19 protein-coding genes are annotated in these 21,459 nt (G+C 46.4%); 3 read left to right on the top strand and 16 right to left on the bottom strand.

Annotated elements, in window-relative coordinates; translation table 11 throughout:
- Positions 1-109: 109 nt before the first annotated feature.
- Complete coding sequence (locus QVE09_RS21550) at positions 110-1,513, bottom strand: polysaccharide deacetylase family protein (RefSeq protein ID WP_315938432.1); 1,404 nt, start codon at positions 1,511-1,513, stop codon at positions 110-112.
- 174 nt (positions 1,514-1,687) lie between these two features.
- Between QVE09_RS21550 and QVE09_RS21545 the strand changes: the two genes are divergently transcribed.
- Positions 1,688-2,884 carry an AI-2E family transporter gene (locus QVE09_RS21545; RefSeq protein ID WP_315938431.1) on the top strand — a complete coding sequence of 399 codons (1,197 nt, stop codon included), beginning with the start codon at positions 1,688-1,690 and terminating at the stop codon, positions 2,882-2,884.
- Here the strand turns inward: QVE09_RS21545 and QVE09_RS21540 are convergent.
- The 14 genes from QVE09_RS21540 to QVE09_RS21475 form a co-directional block, all read right to left on the bottom strand.
- Positions 2,863-4,602 carry a peptidoglycan D,D-transpeptidase FtsI family protein gene (locus tag QVE09_RS21540; RefSeq protein ID WP_315938430.1) on the bottom strand — a complete coding sequence of 580 codons (1,740 nt, stop codon included), beginning with the start codon at positions 4,600-4,602 and terminating at the stop codon, positions 2,863-2,865. The genes QVE09_RS21545 and QVE09_RS21540 overlap by 22 nt on opposite strands.
- A gap of 194 nt (positions 4,603-4,796) precedes the next feature.
- Positions 4,797-7,085 (bottom strand): methyl-accepting chemotaxis protein, encoded by a 2,289-nt coding sequence (locus QVE09_RS21535; protein ID WP_315938429.1) that lies wholly within the window; start codon positions 7,083-7,085, stop codon positions 4,797-4,799.
- 234 nt (positions 7,086-7,319) lie between these two features.
- Positions 7,320-8,648, bottom strand: a complete 1,329-nt coding sequence (locus QVE09_RS21530; RefSeq protein ID WP_315938428.1) for a peptidase U32 family protein — start codon at positions 8,646-8,648, stop codon at positions 7,320-7,322.
- Positions 8,649-8,665: 17 nt separating this feature from the next.
- On the bottom strand, positions 8,666-9,595 hold the full coding sequence (locus QVE09_RS21525) for a peptidase U32 family protein (RefSeq protein WP_315938427.1): 930 nt from the start codon (positions 9,593-9,595) through the stop codon (positions 8,666-8,668).
- A gap of 14 nt (positions 9,596-9,609) precedes the next feature.
- Positions 9,610-10,650 carry an endolytic transglycosylase MltG gene (gene mltG, locus QVE09_RS21520; protein ID WP_315938426.1) on the bottom strand — a complete coding sequence of 347 codons (1,041 nt, stop codon included), beginning with the start codon at positions 10,648-10,650 and terminating at the stop codon, positions 9,610-9,612.
- 75 nt (positions 10,651-10,725) lie between these two features.
- Positions 10,726-11,040: a DUF1292 domain-containing protein gene (locus QVE09_RS21515; protein WP_047844066.1), complete on the bottom strand. Its 315-nt coding sequence runs from the start codon at positions 11,038-11,040 to the stop codon at positions 10,726-10,728.
- Positions 11,041-11,340: a DUF1292 domain-containing protein gene (locus QVE09_RS21510; protein ID WP_017686820.1), complete on the bottom strand. Its 300-nt coding sequence runs from the start codon at positions 11,338-11,340 to the stop codon at positions 11,041-11,043.
- Positions 11,341-11,352: 12 nt separating this feature from the next.
- The gene (gene ruvX / locus QVE09_RS21505; protein WP_062835871.1) at positions 11,353-11,769 is read right to left on the bottom strand and encodes a Holliday junction resolvase RuvX; all 417 of its coding nucleotides are present in this window, start codon (positions 11,767-11,769) and stop codon (positions 11,353-11,355) included.
- Between the two features lie 125 nt (positions 11,770-11,894).
- Positions 11,895-12,155: an IreB family regulatory phosphoprotein gene (locus QVE09_RS21500; RefSeq protein WP_036616950.1), complete on the bottom strand. Its 261-nt coding sequence runs from the start codon at positions 12,153-12,155 to the stop codon at positions 11,895-11,897.
- Between the two features lie 129 nt (positions 12,156-12,284).
- Positions 12,285-14,906 (bottom strand): alanine--tRNA ligase, encoded by a 2,622-nt coding sequence (gene alaS, locus QVE09_RS21495; RefSeq protein ID WP_315938425.1) that lies wholly within the window; start codon positions 14,904-14,906, stop codon positions 12,285-12,287.
- 435 nt (positions 14,907-15,341) lie between these two features.
- On the bottom strand, positions 15,342-16,409 hold the full coding sequence (locus QVE09_RS21490) for an AI-2E family transporter (RefSeq protein WP_315938424.1): 1,068 nt from the start codon (positions 16,407-16,409) through the stop codon (positions 15,342-15,344).
- A gap of 295 nt (positions 16,410-16,704) precedes the next feature.
- Positions 16,705-16,914, bottom strand: coding sequence for a hypothetical protein (locus QVE09_RS21485; protein ID WP_017686815.1), 210 nt, complete (start codon positions 16,912-16,914; stop codon positions 16,705-16,707).
- 10 nt (positions 16,915-16,924) lie between these two features.
- Complete coding sequence (locus QVE09_RS21480) at positions 16,925-17,446, bottom strand: PRC-barrel domain-containing protein (protein WP_017686814.1); 522 nt, start codon at positions 17,444-17,446, stop codon at positions 16,925-16,927.
- Between the two features lie 164 nt (positions 17,447-17,610).
- Positions 17,611-18,762 carry a cysteine desulfurase family protein gene (locus QVE09_RS21475; protein WP_315938423.1) on the bottom strand — a complete coding sequence of 384 codons (1,152 nt, stop codon included), beginning with the start codon at positions 18,760-18,762 and terminating at the stop codon, positions 17,611-17,613.
- A 134-nt stretch (positions 18,763-18,896) separates the two neighbouring features.
- On the opposite strand from QVE09_RS21475, the gene QVE09_RS21470 reads away from it, so the two are divergent.
- On the top strand, positions 18,897-19,313 hold the full coding sequence (locus QVE09_RS21470) for a hypothetical protein (RefSeq protein ID WP_315938422.1): 417 nt from the start codon (positions 18,897-18,899) through the stop codon (positions 19,311-19,313).
- Between the two features lie 249 nt (positions 19,314-19,562).
- Here the strand turns inward: QVE09_RS21470 and cymR are convergent, their stop codons facing one another.
- Complete coding sequence (gene cymR / locus QVE09_RS21465; protein ID WP_076212458.1) at positions 19,563-19,982, bottom strand: cysteine metabolism transcriptional regulator CymR; 420 nt, start codon at positions 19,980-19,982, stop codon at positions 19,563-19,565.
- A gap of 321 nt (positions 19,983-20,303) precedes the next feature.
- Between cymR and mnmA the strand changes: the two genes are divergently transcribed.
- The gene (gene mnmA / locus QVE09_RS21460; RefSeq protein WP_315938421.1) at positions 20,304-21,428 is read left to right on the top strand and encodes a tRNA 2-thiouridine(34) synthase MnmA; all 1,125 of its coding nucleotides are present in this window, start codon (positions 20,304-20,306) and stop codon (positions 21,426-21,428) included.
- Positions 21,429-21,459 lie beyond the last annotated feature (31 nt).

Here is a 21,459-nt window from a genome sequence, read left to right as displayed (position 1 = left end):
TTCCTTTACTTGAACTATCGGAAACAATCTAATAAATAAAGGGTTGCCCTTCTGCCAAATCTGGCGAAGGGCAACCCTTTTCTTTTGCTGGTTGGTGTGATCAGTCCGTTTAATTCTGCTCTGGAAGTAACTCTTTTTCAATTAACAACGATTCATCTCTGGATTCTTCTACCGTTGCTGCCACCTGCGTCGTATGTTGACCGTAACGTTCCAAAAGTAGATCCAGCGGCATGGCAATCATCTTGGGTACCAATTGTTCTGTCCGCTGTTTCAGACGTTTAGTTCCTGCCGGATGAATCACACTTAAGAGCAGTTTCAGGTATACTTTAGATGCAGCACTGAAAGGTCCAGGGGGCAACTCTTGTATGGTAAATCCGAATTTTTCCGGACCTCTGTTAATCATACTCACACCGTATATGGCTTTGGCAGAGCGTAACTCAGGTTCGAGTGCCACCATACGTGCCAAATCCGGCAATTGCTGTTCCATCGTCCGAATCATGCGAATAGCCAAATGCATACTGGAACGCGAAGTCACCCCAAGTTCGAACAACTTCTGATTGTCAAAATGCAGTTCAATGACCGGATCTCCGTTTTGAATGACATGACCATCACTCATCTCCATTCGTGCTCCGTGATATACACGGGATCGAAAGTGTAACATTGGATCTTCTGGCGAAGCCGTTCGCAGATGATATACCCAGTGGAACAACTTCTCCCAACCCAGCCACAAGGCCACAACGAGTCGTTTCCATAACTTCAACGTTGTCTGTGGTTGATTCTTGTTCTGAGATTCGCTCACGGTAACACCTCCCATCAACGTATCAACGCGTACGCTTTGCAAGCCTAGCCGTTCAGCTTCCTGTAATACGACTTCCAGCGCCTGAAGCATCTGCTCCGGCGCGTGTGCATCAGCACCAAGGGTCGTTCCTCGATCATGCAGCAGCATGACCTCTCCGCCTCTTAGCTCCTTCAGCATCCGTTCGGTCAATCTCTGGGCACCTACTCGGCTTCTCCAGTCTTCAAACATGGAAGACCACAGTACAATCTTTCGTTCTTTCTTGCTGAAAAAATCAAACAGATTCATAATCCCCCACGGTGGACGATAATAACAAGTCTTCACGCCGGTTACTTCATGAATAATCTGACCTGTTCGCTGAATCTGGTCACGAACAGTACGTGGCCGCATGAGCCAGTTCGTCTTGTGAATATAATTATGAATGCCAATAAGATGGCCTTCGTCATGTATGCGCTGAATGAGTTCAGGATGACTCGCCGCATGTTCTCCAACGACAAAAAATGTTGCTTTTGCTTGATGCTGATGGAGCAGATCGAGCAGTCTCGGCGTATAGTGTGGATCTGGCCCATCGTCAAACGTTAATGCAAATTGTGTATCACTTCTTCCCCGTCTGAATACACGAAACCCGAAAAGTCTGCTGATCAAACTTGGAATAAAGGCGTAAAAAGATGAAAGATACAATAACCACAGTAGAATACTCTGAAGTATCGTTGTCATGTTGCAAGCTCCCCACTTCTCCTGCTGAATTACGGTGCACTATGCACTATCTAAAATAAACCGCCTTTAATTTTATCATAGTTCAGACTTTTCTTGAATCCTGTTTTCCCAAAAAGATAGCTATCGTGTACAATAAATACAATCTAATTATTGCCGTCAAAAGGAGCCATGTCCATGCTACCGCTTTACAAAAAATACGGGCGCACTGTCTTTGACATCGCGTTGCTCGTATTAACCGTGTATGTGATCATGTACGGTTTCAGTCAATTATACCAAGTGGCTGCACCAGTCTTTCTATCATTCATTGTGTATTGGATGATTGAACCGCTGGCCAAATTTTTACATCGCAAAGGAGTGCCCAAGACACTTGGAGCCGCCATCTCCGTCTTATTGTTTCTTGGATTGATTGTCGCTGCCTTTTTTGGTGTAGGTTTGATTATCATTTCACAAATTTCCAATCTTCAAGATAATTTCCCCGTATACATTGAAATGATACAGCGTGAATTCACCAATCTGGTTCTATTCATTCAGGACAAGTCAGACGCTCTCCCTGATGGAGTTATGGAAAAAGCGGATGATTATTTTGCAACACTGACCGGGTTCCTGTCCAAATGGGCAACGAGTGGAGCACAATTCGTCGTAGGTTTCCTCAGTTCATTCTCTTCGTTTATTACGAACTTCGGAATTGCGATTATTCTGGCATTTTTTCTCAGTATCGAGATTGAATCCTGGCGCAAGTTCGCTCGTGCGAAAACGCCTAAAACATTAAAGTTAGCTATTGAATTCATGCGTAATCACGTGTTCAAGACGATCCGCTCGTATCTGAAGGCACAGATGATCATGATGCTCATTACGTTTGTATTGATTTATGCAGGTTTGTTGATTTTGGGAACCTCTAACGCCTTTACCATTGCAGCGGTCTGTGCGGTTTTTGATCTGGTACCATTGCTTGGCGTTCCTGTTGTATTTATTCCATGGATCATCTACTTGTTTATTATAGGCAATAGTAGCCTGGCGATCGGCCTGATTGTGATTCTGGCAGTGACAATGCTGACACGACAATTGCTGGAACCAAAAATATCGGGTAATTCGATTGGTGTATCTTCGGCGTACTTGATGCTTTCGTTTATGCTGATTTCCCTCTCGATCTTTGGCCTGGCTGGTGTAGTGTTATCTCCGGTGCTTCTGATCCTTCTGAAAGAACTGTTACAACAAGGGTACCTGCAAAAGTGGATTCACCTGCCAAAAGATGAATTTGAATCCTCTCCATTGGTCATGGACCCACCCGTTAACAAGGCCTCAGCGAGTTCTGCCGAGTCTATAATTCATACGCCTGTTCCTGCGAAGGATCACGAAGACCCAGCCAAATAGTCCATCACCTTCCTGAAGAGAGCTGTCGCCTGATGATGGCTGTCAGGAGAGACATTTTGGACAAGAACAGCTACAGCATAATGGGGTTGTTCTACCGGTCCATAACCAATGAACCATTGATTGTTACGCTTCTCTCCATGTTTCTGTACCTGAGCTGTACCTGATTTCCCTGCAACATGCCACCGTGCACGCTGCAGGGATTTTCCTGTTCCCTCACGAACTACCTTATTCATCCAGGATAACAGTTTATGCGCTGTTGCGGGAGCAATCTGTCCTGCTGCTGAAGGTGAATCATGCAAGGGCATCTCCAGCATGATGCCACCATCCGCATACCGGATGCGCTCAACGAGACGTGGGGCACTAACCTCTCCATCATGCAACAGGGTCACGATCAGATTAGCGGCTTGCAGAGGTGTAACCAAGACATCTCGCTGACCGATTGCTGTCTGTATTTTCGCACCTTCATCAGCAGAAGAAACAGCCTCTGTTCGCACACGCCCGTGATCCTCATGATCAAAGTGTCGTAACACAGGCATTCCTGCCATCTGCTTCCCCTCCCAGCCAATCGGACGCGCGAGTCCCAGACGATCAGCCGTGTTCTCCAGTTGTTCCATACTAAGCCTGCGCGCCGTTTCCGCGAATACGATGTTGCAAGACTCAGCGAATCCTTGCTCCAGATTTAGGTCTCCATGCCCGTGCTCCTTCCAGCAAGACAGCCCATATCTTCCGTACTCACCACCACAATGGAATTCTTCTCCGTTAGAAACCGCATGATACTCCAAAGCAGCAGCCGCAGTGACAATTTTGAAAATGGAACCCGGTACGGCTCCCTGTACTGCACGATTCCCCCAGGCCGATTCTCTAGGGTCCACATGTTGTGGCTGATAGAAAGGACGGGAGATCATGGCGCGAACATCTGCGTTAGCGGTATCTAACACAACAATGGCCCCTTCTTGTAATCCTGATTCTTCTGTCAGTTGCTCCAACCCACGCTGCAATCCGGCATCCACAGTGGTTTCTACACGCAAAGGATAATGGCTATTGGCCGGTGCAATGACGTGCGGCTGAATATCAGGGATAATCTCTCCACCACCCGAGACCATGCGTGATACAAGTGTAGGGCCAATTCCCCTTAACAGGGGTTCAAGTGTCCTCTCCAGTCCAGCTGCCCCTGATTTCATGGCAAATGGCTGTTTTACTTCATCCTGATGCCCAGTTAGTCCTTTGGAGGATTCAGGCTGTTCAGCCAGATAACCCATCCACTGCATTCCTGTATGCCCCTGAAGATACCTTGTCATCATCGGATAGATGCCAGCTCCTTGCAGGTGCAAACTACGTAGGCGCTCCACCTGAGCATCGGTCAAATGAACAGGCTGATGTGCACCCGCTGTCCAGAAATGAGGTACACTTTCCTGATTCCATTCTTTCTTCAATTGATCCAGGTCGGTATGTAATATAGCTGCCAACTGTGTCATCTCGGAGCCTTCTAATGCCCCTTGCTTGCGTAATTTCTCTAATGGACCTGCCTGTGGAAAAAGAACCAATCCCCATTGCAGCTTACCAGTCAACGCTTCACCCTTGTAATCCGTAAATTGCCCCCGGCCCGGGTCAAGCATCACCCCGCGTTCACGCTGCAATACAGACATTTCACGTACCGTTCGGTGAAATCCAGGCATGGTCTGATTCACCTGAACGATCTGGACCCATCCCAATCGCAATATAAGCAATCCAAAGACAAGAGTTAGAAGAATACAAGTTATATAAATTCGCCGTTTCGCAAGGAGATGCATCCCAATCTCACCTTTTGTCGTTTTGACATATTATTGCTGATAAGGCTTGGAATTATCCGGTAAACCAAAAGAAAACCTGTCCCATGTGCGGGACAGGTTCTCCTCATTTCAACCTTGGCTTGTTACACGGTAAAGCGTGACAAGGTTTCTTTCAGTTCAGTGGACACATTCTCCAGTTTGCCAGACAGATTTACCAGCTGGTTACTGATATTTTGCTGTTCACTGCTCAAGGAAGCTACTTCTTGGGACGTTGCAGAAGATTCTTCAGCTACAGCGCTGACATTGCTCATGGCTTCAGACAACGTACCTTGAGATTTGTTCAAATCTCCAATAGAACCTGTCACCATGCCCAGACGTTCCACAAATGCACCCATCTGTTCCTGTACGGAAGCGAAGATGACGTTGGTGTCTTTAACCGCATCCATCTGTTCCTTGAATAACGGATAGGCTGCAGACAAAGCATCCACGGTCTCATTCATTTCAGTCATGATTTTGTCAGTGATCTCTCCAACCATCTCAATGGATTGTCTGGATTGAGCCGCAAGCTGACGAACCTCATCAGCCACCACCATGAATCCGCGTCCGGCTGCACCGGCACGTGCTGCTTCAATGGTCGCATTCAGGGAAAGGATATTCGTCTGTTTCGTTATGTTTTGCAGTACTTCAAGCACTTTCAGAACAGAGGACGTGCTCTCTTTCAGCGAATCAACCTTATTCACCAGTGCACCAATCATTTCTTCTGTCTTCTGGGTTTTGGTCATCAACTGATTCAGATGTTGTGTTCCTGTCTGACTGGACTTCTCTACATGACGAGCAGAATCACCCATCTGTTCATTCGCAGCAATTACACTCTGCATCTGACGAGAGATATTGTCAGTTAATTCATTGCCACGTTCCGCTTCGGTTGCCAAACTGCCTGCACCGCCTGCGATCTCTTCTGTAGCTACGGCGATCTCCGAAGCAGATACAGCCGTTTTCTTGGATGCACTGCTCAGCTCAGAGGCCGTATCCAATACTTCCTGCGCAGAACGATTGGTTTGTTCAACCAACTTAGTAATCTGCTCCATCATCAGATTAAAGGCGGTCGAGAGCTGACCAATTTCATCCTTGGAGCTATATGGTGTACGAACTTTAAGATTACCTTTTGCACCTTCCTGCATCAGGTCTTTCAATTTGCCGAGTGGACGAGCGATCATACGCACCATCCAGATCCCGATCAATACTGCAATCCCCGCATCAATCAGCGCCATCCACAGGGTCAGAGTCAGAATGCCTTTTGCGTCCTGAACCAAAACAGAGGTAGGTATCATACCAACCAATTTCCAATTGGATGTATCCATCGTACTGTATACAGCCAGCATTTCCGTAGATTTGCCATCTACCGTATACTCCGTATTCGTGCTACCTGCTGGTTCGGTTAACTCTTTGACAAATGTAAGCTCTGTATCTTGTCCTGTACGATCCGAGATGGAGGACGCAACCACTTTATTATCAGGAGCAATCAGTTGAAGAACAGCTCCTGGACCCAGATCAAGCGATTTCAATTGTTCCTCCAAAACTTCCAGTTTCAGTTCAATAACCAGAACATACGACTGAGTAGTCCCCTGCAAGTTTTTCATGGAACGTGCAATTTTGAACGTTGGTGTTGAGCCATCTTCTTTGACCTCTGTTGGAAGCCAGCGATAACCGCCCGCCTCAATCAACTCACTGTACCATGCTTCCTGGCGAATACTGCCCATGGATGAACTGTTGCTGCCCGTACCCATAATGGACTTTGTATCGTCCGTAGGCACCAAATAAATCGCTTCCATAGATTTATTTGTAAATGCAACATTGGACAGTTGCTTGTTGATTGAACTTGAGTTCACAAATGTATCATACGCAGTCAAATTCTTATCTGACATTTTTTGTAGCAAGGACTGCATTTCCGGATCAAAGAAAATCTGTGTGGATGTATCCACAAATCTCTCCAAAATGATGTCCATTTTTTGTTTGGTCTGATCAATGGTCTCCTGATTGGCACGTGAGGCATTTTTCTCTATCGTACCCTTGGCTTTTGAATAGGATAATAGACCTAAACTCACTACAAAAATCATAATTCCTGCAAAAAAGATCAAGAACAGTTTAACCCCTACGGATTTAACCGGATTTGCCTTTTTAATCTGTTGGAAAGAAGCCCCCCCAAAGTTTTTCCAATCACGATTTTTCAACTGTTTCTTCACCCAATCAGTCTTGAGCCAGCCCAGCTTGAGCTTGCTACGATCAATCTTGAACATTCTTTTGCCATTACCTGTCGTTTTGCTTTTGACTACTTTTTCTTTCTTCACTTTCTGAACCTTCTCAGGGTTAACCTGCTCGACTTTTGTCACTTGCTCCCCACTGTCTTTCTGCTTCTTTTGAACCAATCCCATTCACCTGCCAGTTATTTACTTGTTAGATTTTTCTTTCTCTCCCCTATAAATATGTAGTATTCGACAGCTTTCTTCGTTCCCCTTTCATTTCCCAGAAATATTTTACAACTTTATTCCTATTTTTCTATAAAAAAAAGACCCCCATCTGCCGATAAACGGAGGTCCCCAAGTAAATTTCATAACACTATTTTGTTAAATCATAATACAATATTGACACATTATAGGTATTTGAGCCTACTTCTTTTTTCTCATCATATCGAAGTAAGAAACAGGTTGATCTACCTTCATTTTAATCAGTTGCAACGGGTGACGGGCTGCATCAAGAACATTGCCTTCTTCATCCTGTATTTCACCGACCAGCTGTTTGAAAAAGTGACCTCCCGGACCGAAAAATTCGATTTCTTGTCCTGGTTTGAAGTGATTTCGCTGTTGAATGGTTGCCATTCCTGTTTCGGCATCATACCCCATGACCAATCCAGCGAAGTCAAAAGGCACAGCCTTTTCTTCCGGTTCGTAGATATGATCTTCATGGTCTGGTGTATCATAGAAAAATCCGGTATTCAGCGGGCGATTCGCCGCTTTGTTCATTTCTTCAACCCATTCAGGTTTCAGAACATAGTTTTCCGGGTCTGCCATATAGGCGTCAATGGCTTGACGGTATACGTTAACCACAGTTGCCACGTAGTGGATCGATTTCATACGTCCTTCGATCTTGAAACTGTCCACACCCACATCAATCAACTCGGGAATATGGCCAATCATGCACAGATCCTTAGATCCCATGGAGAATGAATTATCCTGTTCCTGGAACAGGGGAAGCTGGTTCTCACCTAGTTTGAATGACGCAGGTGCCTTCATCTGCATGTCCTCTTCGCTGACCCACACCGTATCTTCTCTCGCATCCTCGAACAGATCATACTTCCAGCGACAGGACTGGCAACAGCCGCCCCGGTTGGAATCCCGATCCGTAAAGTGATTGGAGAGTACACAACGTCCGGAATACGAGGAACACATTGCCCCGTGAATAAAGGCTTCAATTTCAATATCCACATTGGCCTTGATCTCTTCAATCTCTTCAAAGCTGGTCTCACGTCCGAGAACAACTCGCGGGAGTCCTTCATCTTTCCAGAACTTCACGGCTTGCCAGTTGAGTGTGGATTGTTGGGTACTCAGATGTACCTCAAGGCCTGGCACAGCACGAAGGGCTACTTCAATAATAGCCGGATCAGCTACGATGATCGCAGAGATTCCCGCATTATAGAGGTTTTGCAGGTATGTTTCGATACCCTCAACATCCTCATTATGTGCATAAATGTTCGTCGCTACAAACACTTTGGCTCCATACTTTTTGGCAAACTCCACACCTTCACGCATCTCTTCAAAGCTGAAGTTATCCGCGTTTGAACGCAGTCCATAGGCCTGTCCACCGATATATACGGCATCTGCACCGTAATGGATTGCAAATTTCAGTTTTTCCAGATTACCCGCCGGAGCTAGCAACTCCGGTTTGTCCAGACGGTTACGTTTACCCGAGAACTTCCGCTGTACCGCCACTGTTTCCATTCTGTTCACCTCATCTATTAATACACTTGTTCTTTATAGAAAAATCCAAATGACAATTCACGTTCAGGGTCCTGTAACTTCCGCACCTCAGCGAGCCACTCTTCAGAGAACGCATATGCTTCAGCATCGGCTACATAACTGTCAATCGCTGTCCGATATGCACGTACAACAGCTTCATTGTAGGTAAGTGATTTTAACATACCTTCAATTTTGAAACTGTGCACACCCGCCTCCATCAACAGATGAAGATCTTCTAGGATACATATATCCTCTGAGCTCATAATGTGTGTACCGTTAATATCCTCGTAGATCGGGAATTTCTCATCCCGGCGTTCAGCCTCAATCAGGAACAATCCACGTTCTTTGCCCAGATGACCCTCAACCGGCCGTCCTTGATGAGCCATATAACTTTGCACCAGACTGCGCTTGGAATGATAAATGTTCGTCATACCATGCACCTGAACCTGAGCTTCCACCTTCAAAAAAGGAACCATTTCCGTCAACTCGTCCATATTCAACTCACGGGCAAGTACAACGCGACTCGCTCCCTTGGTTCCCCAATAGTTGGCCGTCGCATAGTTCGTTGAAGTCATCTCCGCATTCCAGTGCAGCTTCACATGTGGCGCGTATTCCTTCATGGTAGCCAGCACGGATGGATCATTAAACTCCACACCATCAATACCGATTCTGCCAAGTGCTTGAACATATTCAGGCAATTCTTTCAACAGCTCGTTGGACATCAGATTAGTCATGGATACATACACACGCGCCTGATGTTTGGCTGCAATGGCAACTACCTCTGCTGTCTCTTCCACGCTAAAACTACCTGGGAGACGCATGCCGAATCGATCATCTCCAATGACCAAAGCATCTGCTCCTGCCTGGAGCAACACTTCTGCCTCTTTCACATTCGCTGCTGTAACGAGCAGTTCATGTTTCTTACTCATATAATCCCCTCCGCTTATTGCGCAGCCTTACTTTTGGCTATATTTTGCTGGTGTTCCTTATACGTTTTGGCAAATAGATGTCCAGAAGAGCCGTCCTTTTTTGTCACATAGAAAAGATACTCCGAAGCTTCCGGATTTAGTGCTGCTTCAATGGACGGAAGACTTGGACTGGCAATTGGACCTGGTGGCAAGCCTTTATTCAGATACGTATTATACGGACTTTGCACCTTTAGATCTTTGTAAAACAATCGTTCCTTTGGCCTATCGAGCAGATATTGCACGGTAGCATCAATCTCCAGCTTCATATCCTGATTGATCCGATTGTAGATTACACCTGCAACCAGAGCACGTTCCTCATCCACCACAACTTCTTTCTCCACAAGTGACGCAATCGTCAGCAGTTCATGCAGGGAAAGGTTCTTTTCCTTCAGCTTGGCTTCCAAATCAGGAATGGAATTGATCTTGGTCTGGAATTCTTCCAGCATCCGCTGCATCACATCATGCGTGGAACTTCCCTTTTTCAGTTCATACGTCTCCGGGAACAGATACCCTTCCAATACGTAGCGAAGTTCTTCATCCACTGGAATATCTTTGATGATATCTACATCGAAGGCCGAAGGATCATTGGCCAGCTTGATGAATTCATCCCGATCTACAACATGCTCATAAGAAAGCTTACCCGCCATTTGCAGAACAGTATAACCCTCTGGAATCGTAAATTTCACCATTTCCTCCGGTACAACTTCACCACTACTCAGCTTGCTAACAATCTCGTCATATGTCACGCCAGGATTCATAGAATATGTACCCGCCATGAAATTAGAACCTAGTTTTTTCCATTTTAAATACCCTTTAAAGGTTAACCCGCTTCGAATGAGCCCTTCTTCTTGAAGCTGATCCGCGATTTTCGAAGTTCCCGATCCGCTCTTAATCTCGAATACGACCGGTTCTGTAGAAGCTTCCACAGGACGCATCATACTCCATACGTATCCACCTGCGCCTCCGGCAAGAACTACAATGATAAGCAGTATGACTACTATTGCTTTCCCTTTCAAAAAAGAAACAACTCCTTTACACAACCAAAAAGAGCGGACTTCTCCGCCCTCCCGGTTTTTTCAATTTGAAGCTGATTAATCTTCGTCAATGGGGAGAGTACATTCATCATACAACTCCGAGATGTTCTCCCACTCATCATCATCGTCGATCGTAACTAACTCTGGCATGATCTGGTCTTCACTTCCAGGTGATACCCGCAGAAGTTCAACCTCGTCATAAGGTCGCAACGAACTGCGGAGCACCGCATATTGCTGACCGTTCACTTCGAACTCAGCCAGCAAGTCATACGGTTGTGATTTACCGTTCTCTTCCTCGAGCTCAACATGAGCACCGAATGCCAGACGCAGTGAATCTGTCCATTTCAGGTCTTTGCGGCTATATTCCGTCATTTAGTTCGCTTCCTCTTCATCTTCAGCAAGAAATGTATTAAACGTCTCCTCGACGATATCCCACTCGGCATCATCTTGGATGACGAAAAGTTTAATATCGTCGCCCTCTTCTTCATAACGGAATGCATATACATCCGTTTCGCCATCTTCAGGTTCAACCGGAGCAACCATCATATACTTGGCCTCCGAACCGTCTACTTCAAACTTCATGATGACTTCGAATTCCTCTTCATTACCCTCGTCATCCGCAATGTAAATAATTTCCGCTTCTTCTTCCATACCCAGTTGATCTTCAGCCATTGTTGATCCCCCTCACCTTCTACTATTGGCATCCAAATAATTTTGCAAAATCAAGCTTGCGGCCATTTTGTCCACAACCTGCTTGCGTTTTTTCCGACTGACATCCGCTTCGATCAGCGTACGTTCTGCTGCCATGGTTGTCAGCCGTTCATCCCAAAGGTGAACAGGTAAATTCAGTTCATCCCGCAGGCGTTCGGCAAAAGCAATGCATATCTCACCGCGCGGTCCTACGGTGCCGTTCATGTTTTTGGGAAGTCCGACTACGATCTCACTAATCTCATGCTCACGCACAAGTTCGGCAATCCGAGCGAACTCGCCTTCATCACGGCGGCGTTCTAGCACTTCCAATCCCTGGGCAGTCCAACCGAAGGCGTCACTCGCGGCAACTCCAATTCTTCGGTCCCCATAGTCCAAACCTAATATTTTCATCCATGCTCTCCCATCCTGGGGCCTGCTCAGGTCGATTCAACATCGCCTTCTCAAGCTTCAGGCTGTCTTCTGTCGGTTCATTTCCCGCTGCCTGCATAGCTGCAACACAGCGGAAGCGGCGTACATTACCGGTGATTGGCCAGATAGGAACGTACAAGCTCTTCAATCAGCTCATCGCGCTCCTTTTTACGGACCAGACTACGTGCGTTGTTGTGACGAGGAATGTATGCCGGGTCTCCGGAAATCAGATACCCAACAATCTGGTTGATTGGATTATACTCCTTATCGACCAATGCATCATATACCGTGAGAAGAATCTCTTTGGATGATGCTTCCTGTTCGTCACCTTTCACATTAAATTTAACCGTCTTATCCATGGAGTCCATTGATGACACCTCGCTCCTGCATGAACATGGGGACCATGTCCTGCCGAATTGATTTCTGTTTATATAATAACATATTCTGACTGCCACAAGTAAACAAAGGATAAGGCAATTGTGTTTTTTGCTTGTCCTTTACTGGCTAACCAGCGAAACCGCCAGTTTCAGCGCTTCATCCAGCTTGGTCGCATCCTTGCCTCCGGCTTGCGCCATATCTGGACGTCCACCGCCACCGCCGCCGCATACTGCTGCGACTTCTTTGACGATTTTACCAGCGTGTAGTCCTTGTTTTACTTGTTCAGCAGGTACAGCTACAACAAAATTCACTTTGCCGTCCGCTGGAGCACCCAATACGAGTACCGCGTTAGGCAATTTTACTTTCAACTCATCTGCCACTGTACGCAGCGCATCCATGTTCGGAGCATCTACGCGTGCTGCCAGCAATTGTGTATTTCCTGCTTGTACCACTTGATCGGTCAATTGACCAGCTTCCATGGCACTCAGCTTGCTTTGCAGGGATTCAGTCTCTCTGGCTGCTTCTTTCAGTTGTTGGTTCAGACCTTCAATCCGTTTAGGTACATCAGCCACATTTGCTTTGAGCAGTGCTGCTGATTGTTTGAGCAGTTCCAACTGGCTTTCCACATACAGATATGCGCCACGGCCAGTTACAGCTTCGATCCGACGAACGCCGGAGCCGATCCCGCTCTCGCTCACCAGTTTGAAGATTCCAATCTCTGAAGTATTATTTACGTGACAGCCGCCACAAAGTTCCAAACTGTAGTCTCCAACTTGAACGACACGCACAATATCTCCATATTTTTCGCCAAACAGGGCCATCGCACCCATTTCTTTGGCTTCATCGATAGCTTTCAGCTCGATGTTCACGTTCAGACGATTCCAGATCTGTTCATTCACCTGACGTTCAATCTCTGTCAACTCTTCCGGTGTGATGCTGCCGAAGTGAGAGAAGTCAAACCGCAGACGCTGTGGCTCTACGAGCGATCCCGCCTGGTTTACGTGTGTGCCGAGCACATCTTTGAGTGCCTTGTGCAGCAAGTGGGTTGCTGTATGGTTTTTGATAATGTCGCCACGTTTCGCGGAATCTACTTCGGCGTTGATCACATCACCTACACGCAGTTCACCGGACTCCACAGTCACCAGATGTACATGTTGTCCGAGTGGAGCTTTGAACAAACCTTGTACTTTTGCTGTTACACTAGCACCTCGCAGCAATCCCTGATCACTCACTTGACCGCCACTTTCCGCGTAGAACGGCGTCTTGTCCAGAACAACCTGACACGTTTGTCCTTCGCCTACAGATTCAACAAGGGCCTCACCAGCTACGATGGCTACCACTTTTGCTTCCGTCAACAGGTCAGTATAACCAACAAACTCGCTTTTAACCTCCAGGTCAGCAAGTGGTCCACCTTGGACTTTCATGCTCTCGTTCTCTTGACGCCCAGCACGTCCAAGCTCACGTTGTTTCTGCATGGAAGCATCAAAACCTTCACGATCCACAGTCAGACCATGCTCTGCAGCATAATCTTCTGTCAGGTCAAACGGGAAACCGTACGTATCATACAGCTTGAAAGCTTCAGGTCCGCTAATAACTGTGCGTCCTTCGGATTTGGCTGTGCCGCTGATATCAGCGAGAATAGCCAGACCATCTGTGAGTGTTTCATGGAAACGCTCTTCCTCGGTTTTGATTACTTTGGCGATGAACTCCTGTTTGTCTACTACCTCAGGATAGTACATTCCCATCACTTCACCAACGGTTGTAGTCAGTTCATACAGGAATGGACGGTCAAGTCCAAGCACTTTTCCATAACGAACTGCACGACGAAGCAAGCGACGGATAACATATCCACGTCCTTCATTACTTGGCAGAACGCCATCACCTACTGCAAAGGCAACCGTACGAATATGATCGGCAATGACTTTCAGTGCAACATCGATCTCTACGCTGTCGTTATATTTCACACCCGCAAGAGCGGCTGTTCTTTGAATCATCGGTTGGAACAAGTCTGTGTCGAAGTTGGAATCCACATTTTGCAGAATGGAAGCAAAACGCTCCAAACCTGCACCTGTATCAATGTTTTTGTTAGGAAGCGGTGTATAGCTGCCGTCCTTGTTATGGTTGAACTGGGAGAATACCAGATTCCATACTTCCAGATAACGTTCGTTTTCCCCACCTGGATACATTTCAGGATCACTCATGTCGTTTCCGTAAGCTTCGCCGCGGTCATAGAAGATCTCGGTACAAGGACCACATGGGCCTTCGCCGATATCCCAGAAGTTTTCATCCAATTTAATGATACGCTCAGCAGGCAGTCCCACTTTTTCGTTCCACAGTTTGAATGCTTCTTCATCTTCCGGATATACCGTTACGGACAGTCGCTCTGGATCGAAACCGATCCACTCCTTGCTGGTCAGGAACTCCCACGCCCATGTTACGGTCTCTTCCTTGAAGTAATCTCCAATAGAGAAGTTGCCGAGCATTTCGAAGAACGTATGGTGACGACGCGTTTTGCCGACATTCTCGATATCATTGGTACGGATACATTTTTGGGAGTTCGCAAGACGCGGGTTCTCCGGTTTCTCACGTCCGTCAAAATAAGGCTTGAGTGGTGCCATACCCGCATTGATCCACAGAAGGGAAGGATCGTTGTGAGGCACGAGCGATGCGCTCGGCTCGATTTTGTGACCTTTACTTGCAAAAAATTCTATCCATTTGGACCGGATTTCACTGGCTTTCATACTGGATGCCCCCATTAAATTATAATAGTCCGTTGCGTATTCGCTCCGGTTGGTCAACATTGTTTTTGTAAAAATAAACACAAAAAACGCCCCTGAATAATCAGGGACGATGTTATCGCGGTACCACCCTGGTTATTGCTGTTCATCCCTTGCTGCCCGGACAAACAAACAATCTCCTCGTTCATGCGAAATAACGGTCGCTCCCGGCAGGGTTGTCCTGCACTCCGAAATTAGCTTTCTGCCGCTTCATCTTTCAAGACTCTTCCAGCCATCAGTTCAGGCTCACCCTGATCCGAAGAAGTCTATTCTCTGAGGAAAGGAACCCTCGGCGTACTTTATTTCATCATCGATTTCATGTTCTAAACATACACACTCATTATATCGGTAGCACAAGCGGGTGTCAACGCGGGCTCGTTGATGTTTTAACCCTGTTATTTAGTCGGTCCTTCGTTTGATGTAATAGGCAAAAAAGTGTTGCACAATCACCTTCAGCACGGCAAAAACAGGTACTGCCAGAATTAAACCTACAATGCCTGCCAATTCACCTCCGACGAGCAGTGCAAATATAATCGACAGTGGATGCAGATGCAACGTACGTCCCACCACCTGAGGAGAAATAACGTTACTCTCCAACACCTGGCACAGTGTGTTCACAATGACAACAAGCAGCACCATTTTAAACGATACAGTTGATGCCATGACCACAGCAGGAGCAGCTCCAAGGAACGGCCCCAAGTAGGGCACAATGTTAAACACAGCTACAATGCTTGCAAGCAGCAGGGCATACGGCATATCAATGACAATATAACCAATATAGGCAAAGATACCGACAATGACACAGACAATAAACTGGCCCCGAATGTAGTTCCCCAGTGCAGTATCGATCTCTTTCATCACCGAGACAATCGCTTTACGACGTGAACGCGGAAGATACGCCACAATGGTGCGTTCGAACACTTCAAAATCTTTTAACATGTAGAAGATCAAGAAAGGCACGATAAACACATTGAATAACACATTGATGGTCGCCCCGATATTGTCCATTAGCACAGTAATCCCTTGAGTTAGTCGATCCTCCATCTGAAAGAACCAGCTGTTCATGCCTGTTCGCACACTTGGCGGCATTAATTTGTGATCCATATTGTTCATCAGGCTCTGTGCACGCATGGACAGTTCCGGCATATGCTCGTTGAGTTCCTCCAGCTGTTCAATCAATACCGGAATGACATTCATCAGAATGACACCGATGCAGGTCAGGAAAAAGGCATATATGAGCAGTACCGCAATCGTACGCGGCACCTTGCGCCCTCCCAACATGCTGACAATCGGATTAAGTACATAGGATATGATAAGGGCTACGATAAAGGGTGCCAGCACTGTTTTCAGGAACGCATATATGTGAAGCAGTAAAGGCCGCAGCAGCCAGATAAAATATAAAATAATCAATCCGAGCAGCAGCCAGATCGCGTAACGGAACAGCTTGTTTTTGGTTAATTGCTCCACTTTGCATCTCTCCTTTTGGACTGGCTCTGAGAGTCAGTATATGTAGGAAAGGTAATATTTATTAACACAGCGCAGAAGTGGAAAGGAGCAATCCGAACATTTTTTCTCAAACCCAAAAAACGCCTCCTTCATCAGAGAAGGAAGCGCATTTTGCAGTACAAGGTAGCATATAATCATACATACACCAGCCGAACTAATATGTAACCGCATCTATATACATCTGCCAACAATTAACGACAGCCTCCCATGACAGACATTGTCATGAAACCGCATATAGAGGAAGTTATTCTGCTTATTAAGAAGAAGCGTGAAGATGAGGGAAGTCTTGTGGCAACTCGTCCCCGAAAAACAGATCATCCAGGGAGCTCAGCGTACCGTCTTCTTCCACCTGATATACAGACATTTTCTCACCGTTCACCGTTAATTCGATAAAGCATCCCCAGCAATAAAACTGGTGGGAACCAATTTTCCCGATATCTTTGGAACTACAGTTTGGACATTTCATATTCATTCACCTATCCATTAACAGAATGAATGGCATTTTCCAAGCGTTGTTCACTCAGAGACGGCACCATAATGGCACTTTCCCCGATGGACATATCGCTTGTACATGGCAGCCATTTGCGGCCCTCGATCAGATCGGACACAAAACCGTCCGTAATTTCAATCCCTATTATTGTATTTCCCAACTCTTGGTCAAAATAAACATCGGAGACACGCCCAAGCAGCAAACCTTCTTCGGTGAGCACGGACATCTCCTTCAATTTAGACCGACCGAGGAGGTACGTGTATTTTATGTCGTCGGCTCCCGTCTTGCGGACAGCCTGTTGATTACGGATCATGACGGCATCTTCGCCGTAGGCAACGATATCTTGCCACTGCACGATTTTGACATGATTGGTAAACAGACCTTTGTTCTCAAGCTCAATGCCTTCGATCTCCCAATCATCATTCACAATGAAATCCTGGATTTTACCGACCTGCTTCCCGTCCTCAACATCAAAAACGGCAAGTCCGATCATTTCCTGAAGCTTCATCGCTGGGTCCCCCTCATCTTCTTATCATTAAATAGGCGCGGCGCTATTGCTAGGTATGCCCAAAGTTGATGAGTGGCAATCAGACGCCGATCATCAAAACCGCTTCTATCCAACCGATGAAATGGAACTTCTTCCCTCCTTCTGTTCCATGAGTAAAGTTCCCCTTAGGGTCTATTACGCAGTCGTCCAAGAATGGTTCCAATTTTTTCGGCGGTTATCATGATTTCTTCCGTAGTATTACCCAATCCCCAGCTAAATCGAATCGCAGAGTGTAAAAATGTTTCAGGCAATTTCATCGCTTTGAGCACATGAGAGACTTCAAGTGAACCGGAAGTGCAGGCAGAACCGCTTGCAACAGCAATCCCTTCCATATCCAGATTCATTAACATTGTCTCTGTGGACACTTCCGGAAAGCTGATATTCAGGATGTTTGGCAGCGTATGGTCCGGGTGTCCATTCACGTGAAAGTGCTCCGTTCCCACATGAATTTCAAGCTGTTCCAACAAAAGTTTGCGCAATTCCAAATCATGCTGACGATGCTCCTCCGTCTGTGCTGATGCAATCTTGAGGGCCTCTGCAAATCCGGTAATACCTGCGATATTTTCCGTACCAGCGCGACGCTGACGCTCTTGCAACCCACCGTGAGCTCTTGCTTCCAGCACAATTCCTCGCCGCACATAGAGTGCACCCACGCCCTGAGGACCGTTGATTTTATGCGCAGAGAAGCTGATCAGGTCCACAGGCAGTTCCTTACAGGAAATATTCTGGCTGCCCAGAGCCTGAACTGCATCGGTATGGAACAGAATATTATGCTGACGGGCAAGCTCACCCACCTCGCGAATAGGCTGAATCGTGCCCACTTCGTTGTTGGCATACATCATGGTAATCAGCACCGTATCTGGACGAATAGCCTCTCGCAACTCATCCAGATTTACTCGTCCATAACGATCAACAGATAGATAGGTTACTTCATAACCTTGACGCTCCAATTCCTGACACGTATGCAAAACAGCATGGTGCTCAATTGCCGTCGTAATGACATGTTTCCCCTTATCCTGCCTTGTTGACACTGCTCCGAAAATGGCCAGATTGTCGCTCTCCGTGCCGCCTCCGGTGAATACCAATTCGTCAGGGAAACAGCCCAAAGACGCCGCAATGACATCCCTTGCTCCGCTGACAGTCCGTTTGGCCTCACGCCCAAAGGCATGGATACTTGATGCATTGCCAAATTGTCCTGTCATGACGTTCATCATCGCTTCTGCGACTTGTGGATGCATAGGTGTCGATGCGGCGTGATCCAAATAAATTCGTTTCATTTATCTTCACCCCGTTATATATGTTAAATTTCTACCTCATGGCAAACTGTCAAAATTGGAAATTGAAACGGATGCTCTATTGTCGCATCTTCGTGTATAATGTTCTATATCCATTTCAAAAAGGAGAGAGAGACATGAGTGATCCCATTCTCGGTCAGATTCTGAATCAGCTCCAACAAATGGACAAACGGTTCGACAGCATTGATGGACATCTTGGAAAAATAGACAACCGACTCGATGTTATGGAAGAGAGGCTCGGTGCCGTAGAGAGCAGACTCGACACTGTTGATCGCACACTTAATGCTATTGACGACAGGCTCGATAAGGTAGATGGCAGATTGGACACCATCGAGGAACAAACTAAAAACATTCCGCTTCTTCAACAAGCTGTTCTGGAAACACTAACCGTTACGAAACGTCTTGACGCTTCCCACTCCGCCTCTGAACGCAAATTAACTACCGAATTGAATACACATCAGCACAGCATTGATATTTTGAATCGCCGTCAGTTACGCATGGAAGCTGATATAGAAACCTTAAAAAGTCGCTGATTCACAAGATATTCAGTTAAGTTCACACTTGACCAACATGTAAATCCGCGGCTGATTACATAGCCCCTGCTCCCCTGGAGCGATCTGTAGAAATTGAAGAACAAAATACCCATTCGGTGCTTGTTCAAAAAGTCTGGTTTTCAGTACCGAGAAGATCAATATTGGAGTTTTTTTGAACTACCTCTAATGGCATGTCTAAAGCCCCCAAGTTGGGGGCTTTAGTGTGTCTTCTGTGATGCGAATTAGTCTTTAAATATAAAACATGTAGCTATCTTTTTTGTCCTGATCCTGGAATGTAATCAGGTCTTTCAGTGTTGTGGAATCCAACACTTCCGCAATGCCGTCACGAATACGCAACCATAGATCACGCTTCGCCGGATCATCTTCCTCCGTGAAGTCTACTGGAGAGATTGGCCCTTCCAGTACACGGATTACATCGCCTGCAGTCACGGTTGCAGGATCACCTGCAAGGATATAACCGCCGTAAGCACCTCTAATGCTCTTCACCAGTCCTGCATTACGCAGTGGAGCAATCAGTTGCTCCAGGTAATGCTCCGAGAGCTGGTTGCGCTCGGCAATGCTTTTAAGTGATGTAGGACCTTCGCCTGTTCTGGCAGCCAGCTCCATCATGATTGTGAGGCCGTAACGGCCTTTTGTCGATATTTTCAAAGGAGTCACCTCTTTCAATTTTCAGAAACGATTGGAAACTTTATATTTTACCCTGTGGTCCATGACCGTCTGTTCCACGATCTGTCCACAGCAGAGATTCATAGAACTAATCTTTAACCTTCTAATTCTCCGTATTCCGATCATAACCCTCAGCTAATGTTAACATATCTGCATGCTTTATGGAAAAGAAAGATTGACGATATTCCAAAATGTGCGCCTGTGGTGGACACTATCCAAAATTGGCCGGGTGTATCGTATCTTGAGTCCGGTTATGCTAGAATAAGAAACGAAACACATTTATATATAGAAATGGTGATAACGATGTCCAAAACAATTGAAAATACACGGGTCGTCGTTGGCATGTCCGGAGGTGTCGATTCTTCCGTTACCGCGCTGCTGCTGAAAGAGCAAGGTTACGATGTCATCGGCATTTTCATGAAAAACTGGGATGACACCGACGAGTTCGGCCACTGTACCGCTGAAGAAGATTCAGAGGACGTACGCCGCGTATGCGAACAGATCGGCATTCCTTACTACACTGTCAACTTCGAGAAAGAATATTTTGATAAAGTATTTACCTATTTCCTTGATGAATATAAGTCGGGTCGTACGCCAAATCCGGATGTCATGTGTAATCGTGAGATCAAATTTGGTGAATTCCTGAACAAAGCTCTGGATCTCGGCGCAGATTATGTAGCTACAGGACACTATGCTCGTCTGATTGAAGAAGATGGCACATTCAAGCTGCTGCGTGGTGTGGACAACAATAAGGATCAGACCTATTTCCTTAACGCACTCAATCAGAACCAGTTGTCCAAAGCCATGTTCCCAATTGGTCATCTGCCCAAACCGGAAGTACGCAAAATCGCAGAAGCGGCTGGCTTGTATACCGCCAAGAAAAAAGACAGTACAGGTGTCTGCTTCATCGGTGAGCGTAATTTCAAAGAATTCCTGAGTAACTATCTGCCTGCCAAAGGTGGAGACATGGTCGATATCGCGACCGGTGAAGTTAAAGGCCGCCATGACGGTCTGATGTACTACACACTTGGACAGCGCCAAGGTCTTGGCATTGGTGGTTCCGGCAATGGTGAACCCTGGTTCGTTGCAGACAAGAATCTGGACAAAAATCAACTGCTTGTTGTTCAGGGCGATGCCCATGCAAGCCTGTACTCCACTGGTCTTACCGCAACGGGTGTAAACTGGATTGCTGGTGTAGAGCACATCCCTAATGTGCCATGCCGTTGTACTGCCAAGTTTCGCTATCGTCAACCGGATCAAGGTGTAACATTGACCTGGCAAGAAGACGGAAGCGTGGGTGTACAATTTGACCAGCAGCAAAAAGCCATTACGCCAGGACAAGCCGTTGTTTTCTACGACGGAGAAGTCTGCCTGGGTGGGGGGACGATCGATCAGGTGCAAAAAGTACCTGTACCCGCAATGCAATAATAGAGCTTGTCCATTAAAATGAGGATTATAC

The organism is Paenibacillus sp. ClWae2A, from assembly GCF_032452295.1.
GTDB lineage: Bacteria > Bacillota > Bacilli > Paenibacillales > Paenibacillaceae > Paenibacillus.
This window is presented reverse-complemented; position numbering and strand designations above follow the sequence as displayed.

What these genes read in the sequence shown, in the direction of transcription:
- QVE09_RS21480 (WP_017686814.1), bottom strand. Translation starts at nt 17,446, where the DNA reads ATGAAGCTTCAGGAAATGATCGGACTTGCCGTTTTTGATGTTGAGGAC.
- QVE09_RS21525 (WP_315938427.1), bottom strand. Translation starts at nt 9,595, where the DNA reads ATGAGTAAGAAACATGAACTGCTCGTTACAGCAGCGAATGTGAAAGAG.
- QVE09_RS21500 (WP_036616950.1), bottom strand. Translation starts at nt 12,155, where the DNA reads ATGGACTCCATGGATAAGACGGTTAAATTTAATGTGAAAGGTGACGAA.
- ruvX (WP_062835871.1), bottom strand. Translation starts at nt 11,769, where the DNA reads ATGAAAATATTAGGTTTGGACTATGGGGACCGAAGAATTGGAGTTGCC.
- QVE09_RS21530 (WP_315938428.1), bottom strand. Translation starts at nt 8,648, where the DNA reads ATGGAAACAGTGGCGGTACAGCGGAAGTTCTCGGGTAAACGTAACCGT.
- QVE09_RS21485 (WP_017686815.1), bottom strand. Translation starts at nt 16,914, where the DNA reads ATGAAATGTCCAAACTGTAGTTCCAAAGATATCGGGAAAATTGGTTCC.
- QVE09_RS21535 (WP_315938429.1), bottom strand. Translation starts at nt 7,085, where the DNA reads ATGGGATTGGTTCAAAAGAAGCAGAAAGACAGTGGGGAGCAAGTGACA.
- QVE09_RS21550 (WP_315938432.1), bottom strand. Translation starts at nt 1,513, where the DNA reads ATGACAACGATACTTCAGAGTATTCTACTGTGGTTATTGTATCTTTCA.
- alaS (WP_315938425.1), bottom strand. Translation starts at nt 14,906, where the DNA reads ATGAAAGCCAGTGAAATCCGGTCCAAATGGATAGAATTTTTTGCAAGT.
- QVE09_RS21470 (WP_315938422.1), top strand. Translation starts at nt 18,897, where the DNA reads ATGAGTGATCCCATTCTCGGTCAGATTCTGAATCAGCTCCAACAAATG.
- QVE09_RS21515 (WP_047844066.1), bottom strand. Translation starts at nt 11,040, where the DNA reads ATGACGGAATATAGCCGCAAAGACCTGAAATGGACAGATTCACTGCGT.
- QVE09_RS21545 (WP_315938431.1), top strand. Translation starts at nt 1,688, where the DNA reads ATGCTACCGCTTTACAAAAAATACGGGCGCACTGTCTTTGACATCGCG.
- mnmA (WP_315938421.1), top strand. Translation starts at nt 20,304, where the DNA reads ATGTCCAAAACAATTGAAAATACACGGGTCGTCGTTGGCATGTCCGGA.
- QVE09_RS21475 (WP_315938423.1), bottom strand. Translation starts at nt 18,762, where the DNA reads ATGAAACGAATTTATTTGGATCACGCCGCATCGACACCTATGCATCCA.
- QVE09_RS21510 (WP_017686820.1), bottom strand. Translation starts at nt 11,340, where the DNA reads ATGGCTGAAGATCAACTGGGTATGGAAGAAGAAGCGGAAATTATTTAC.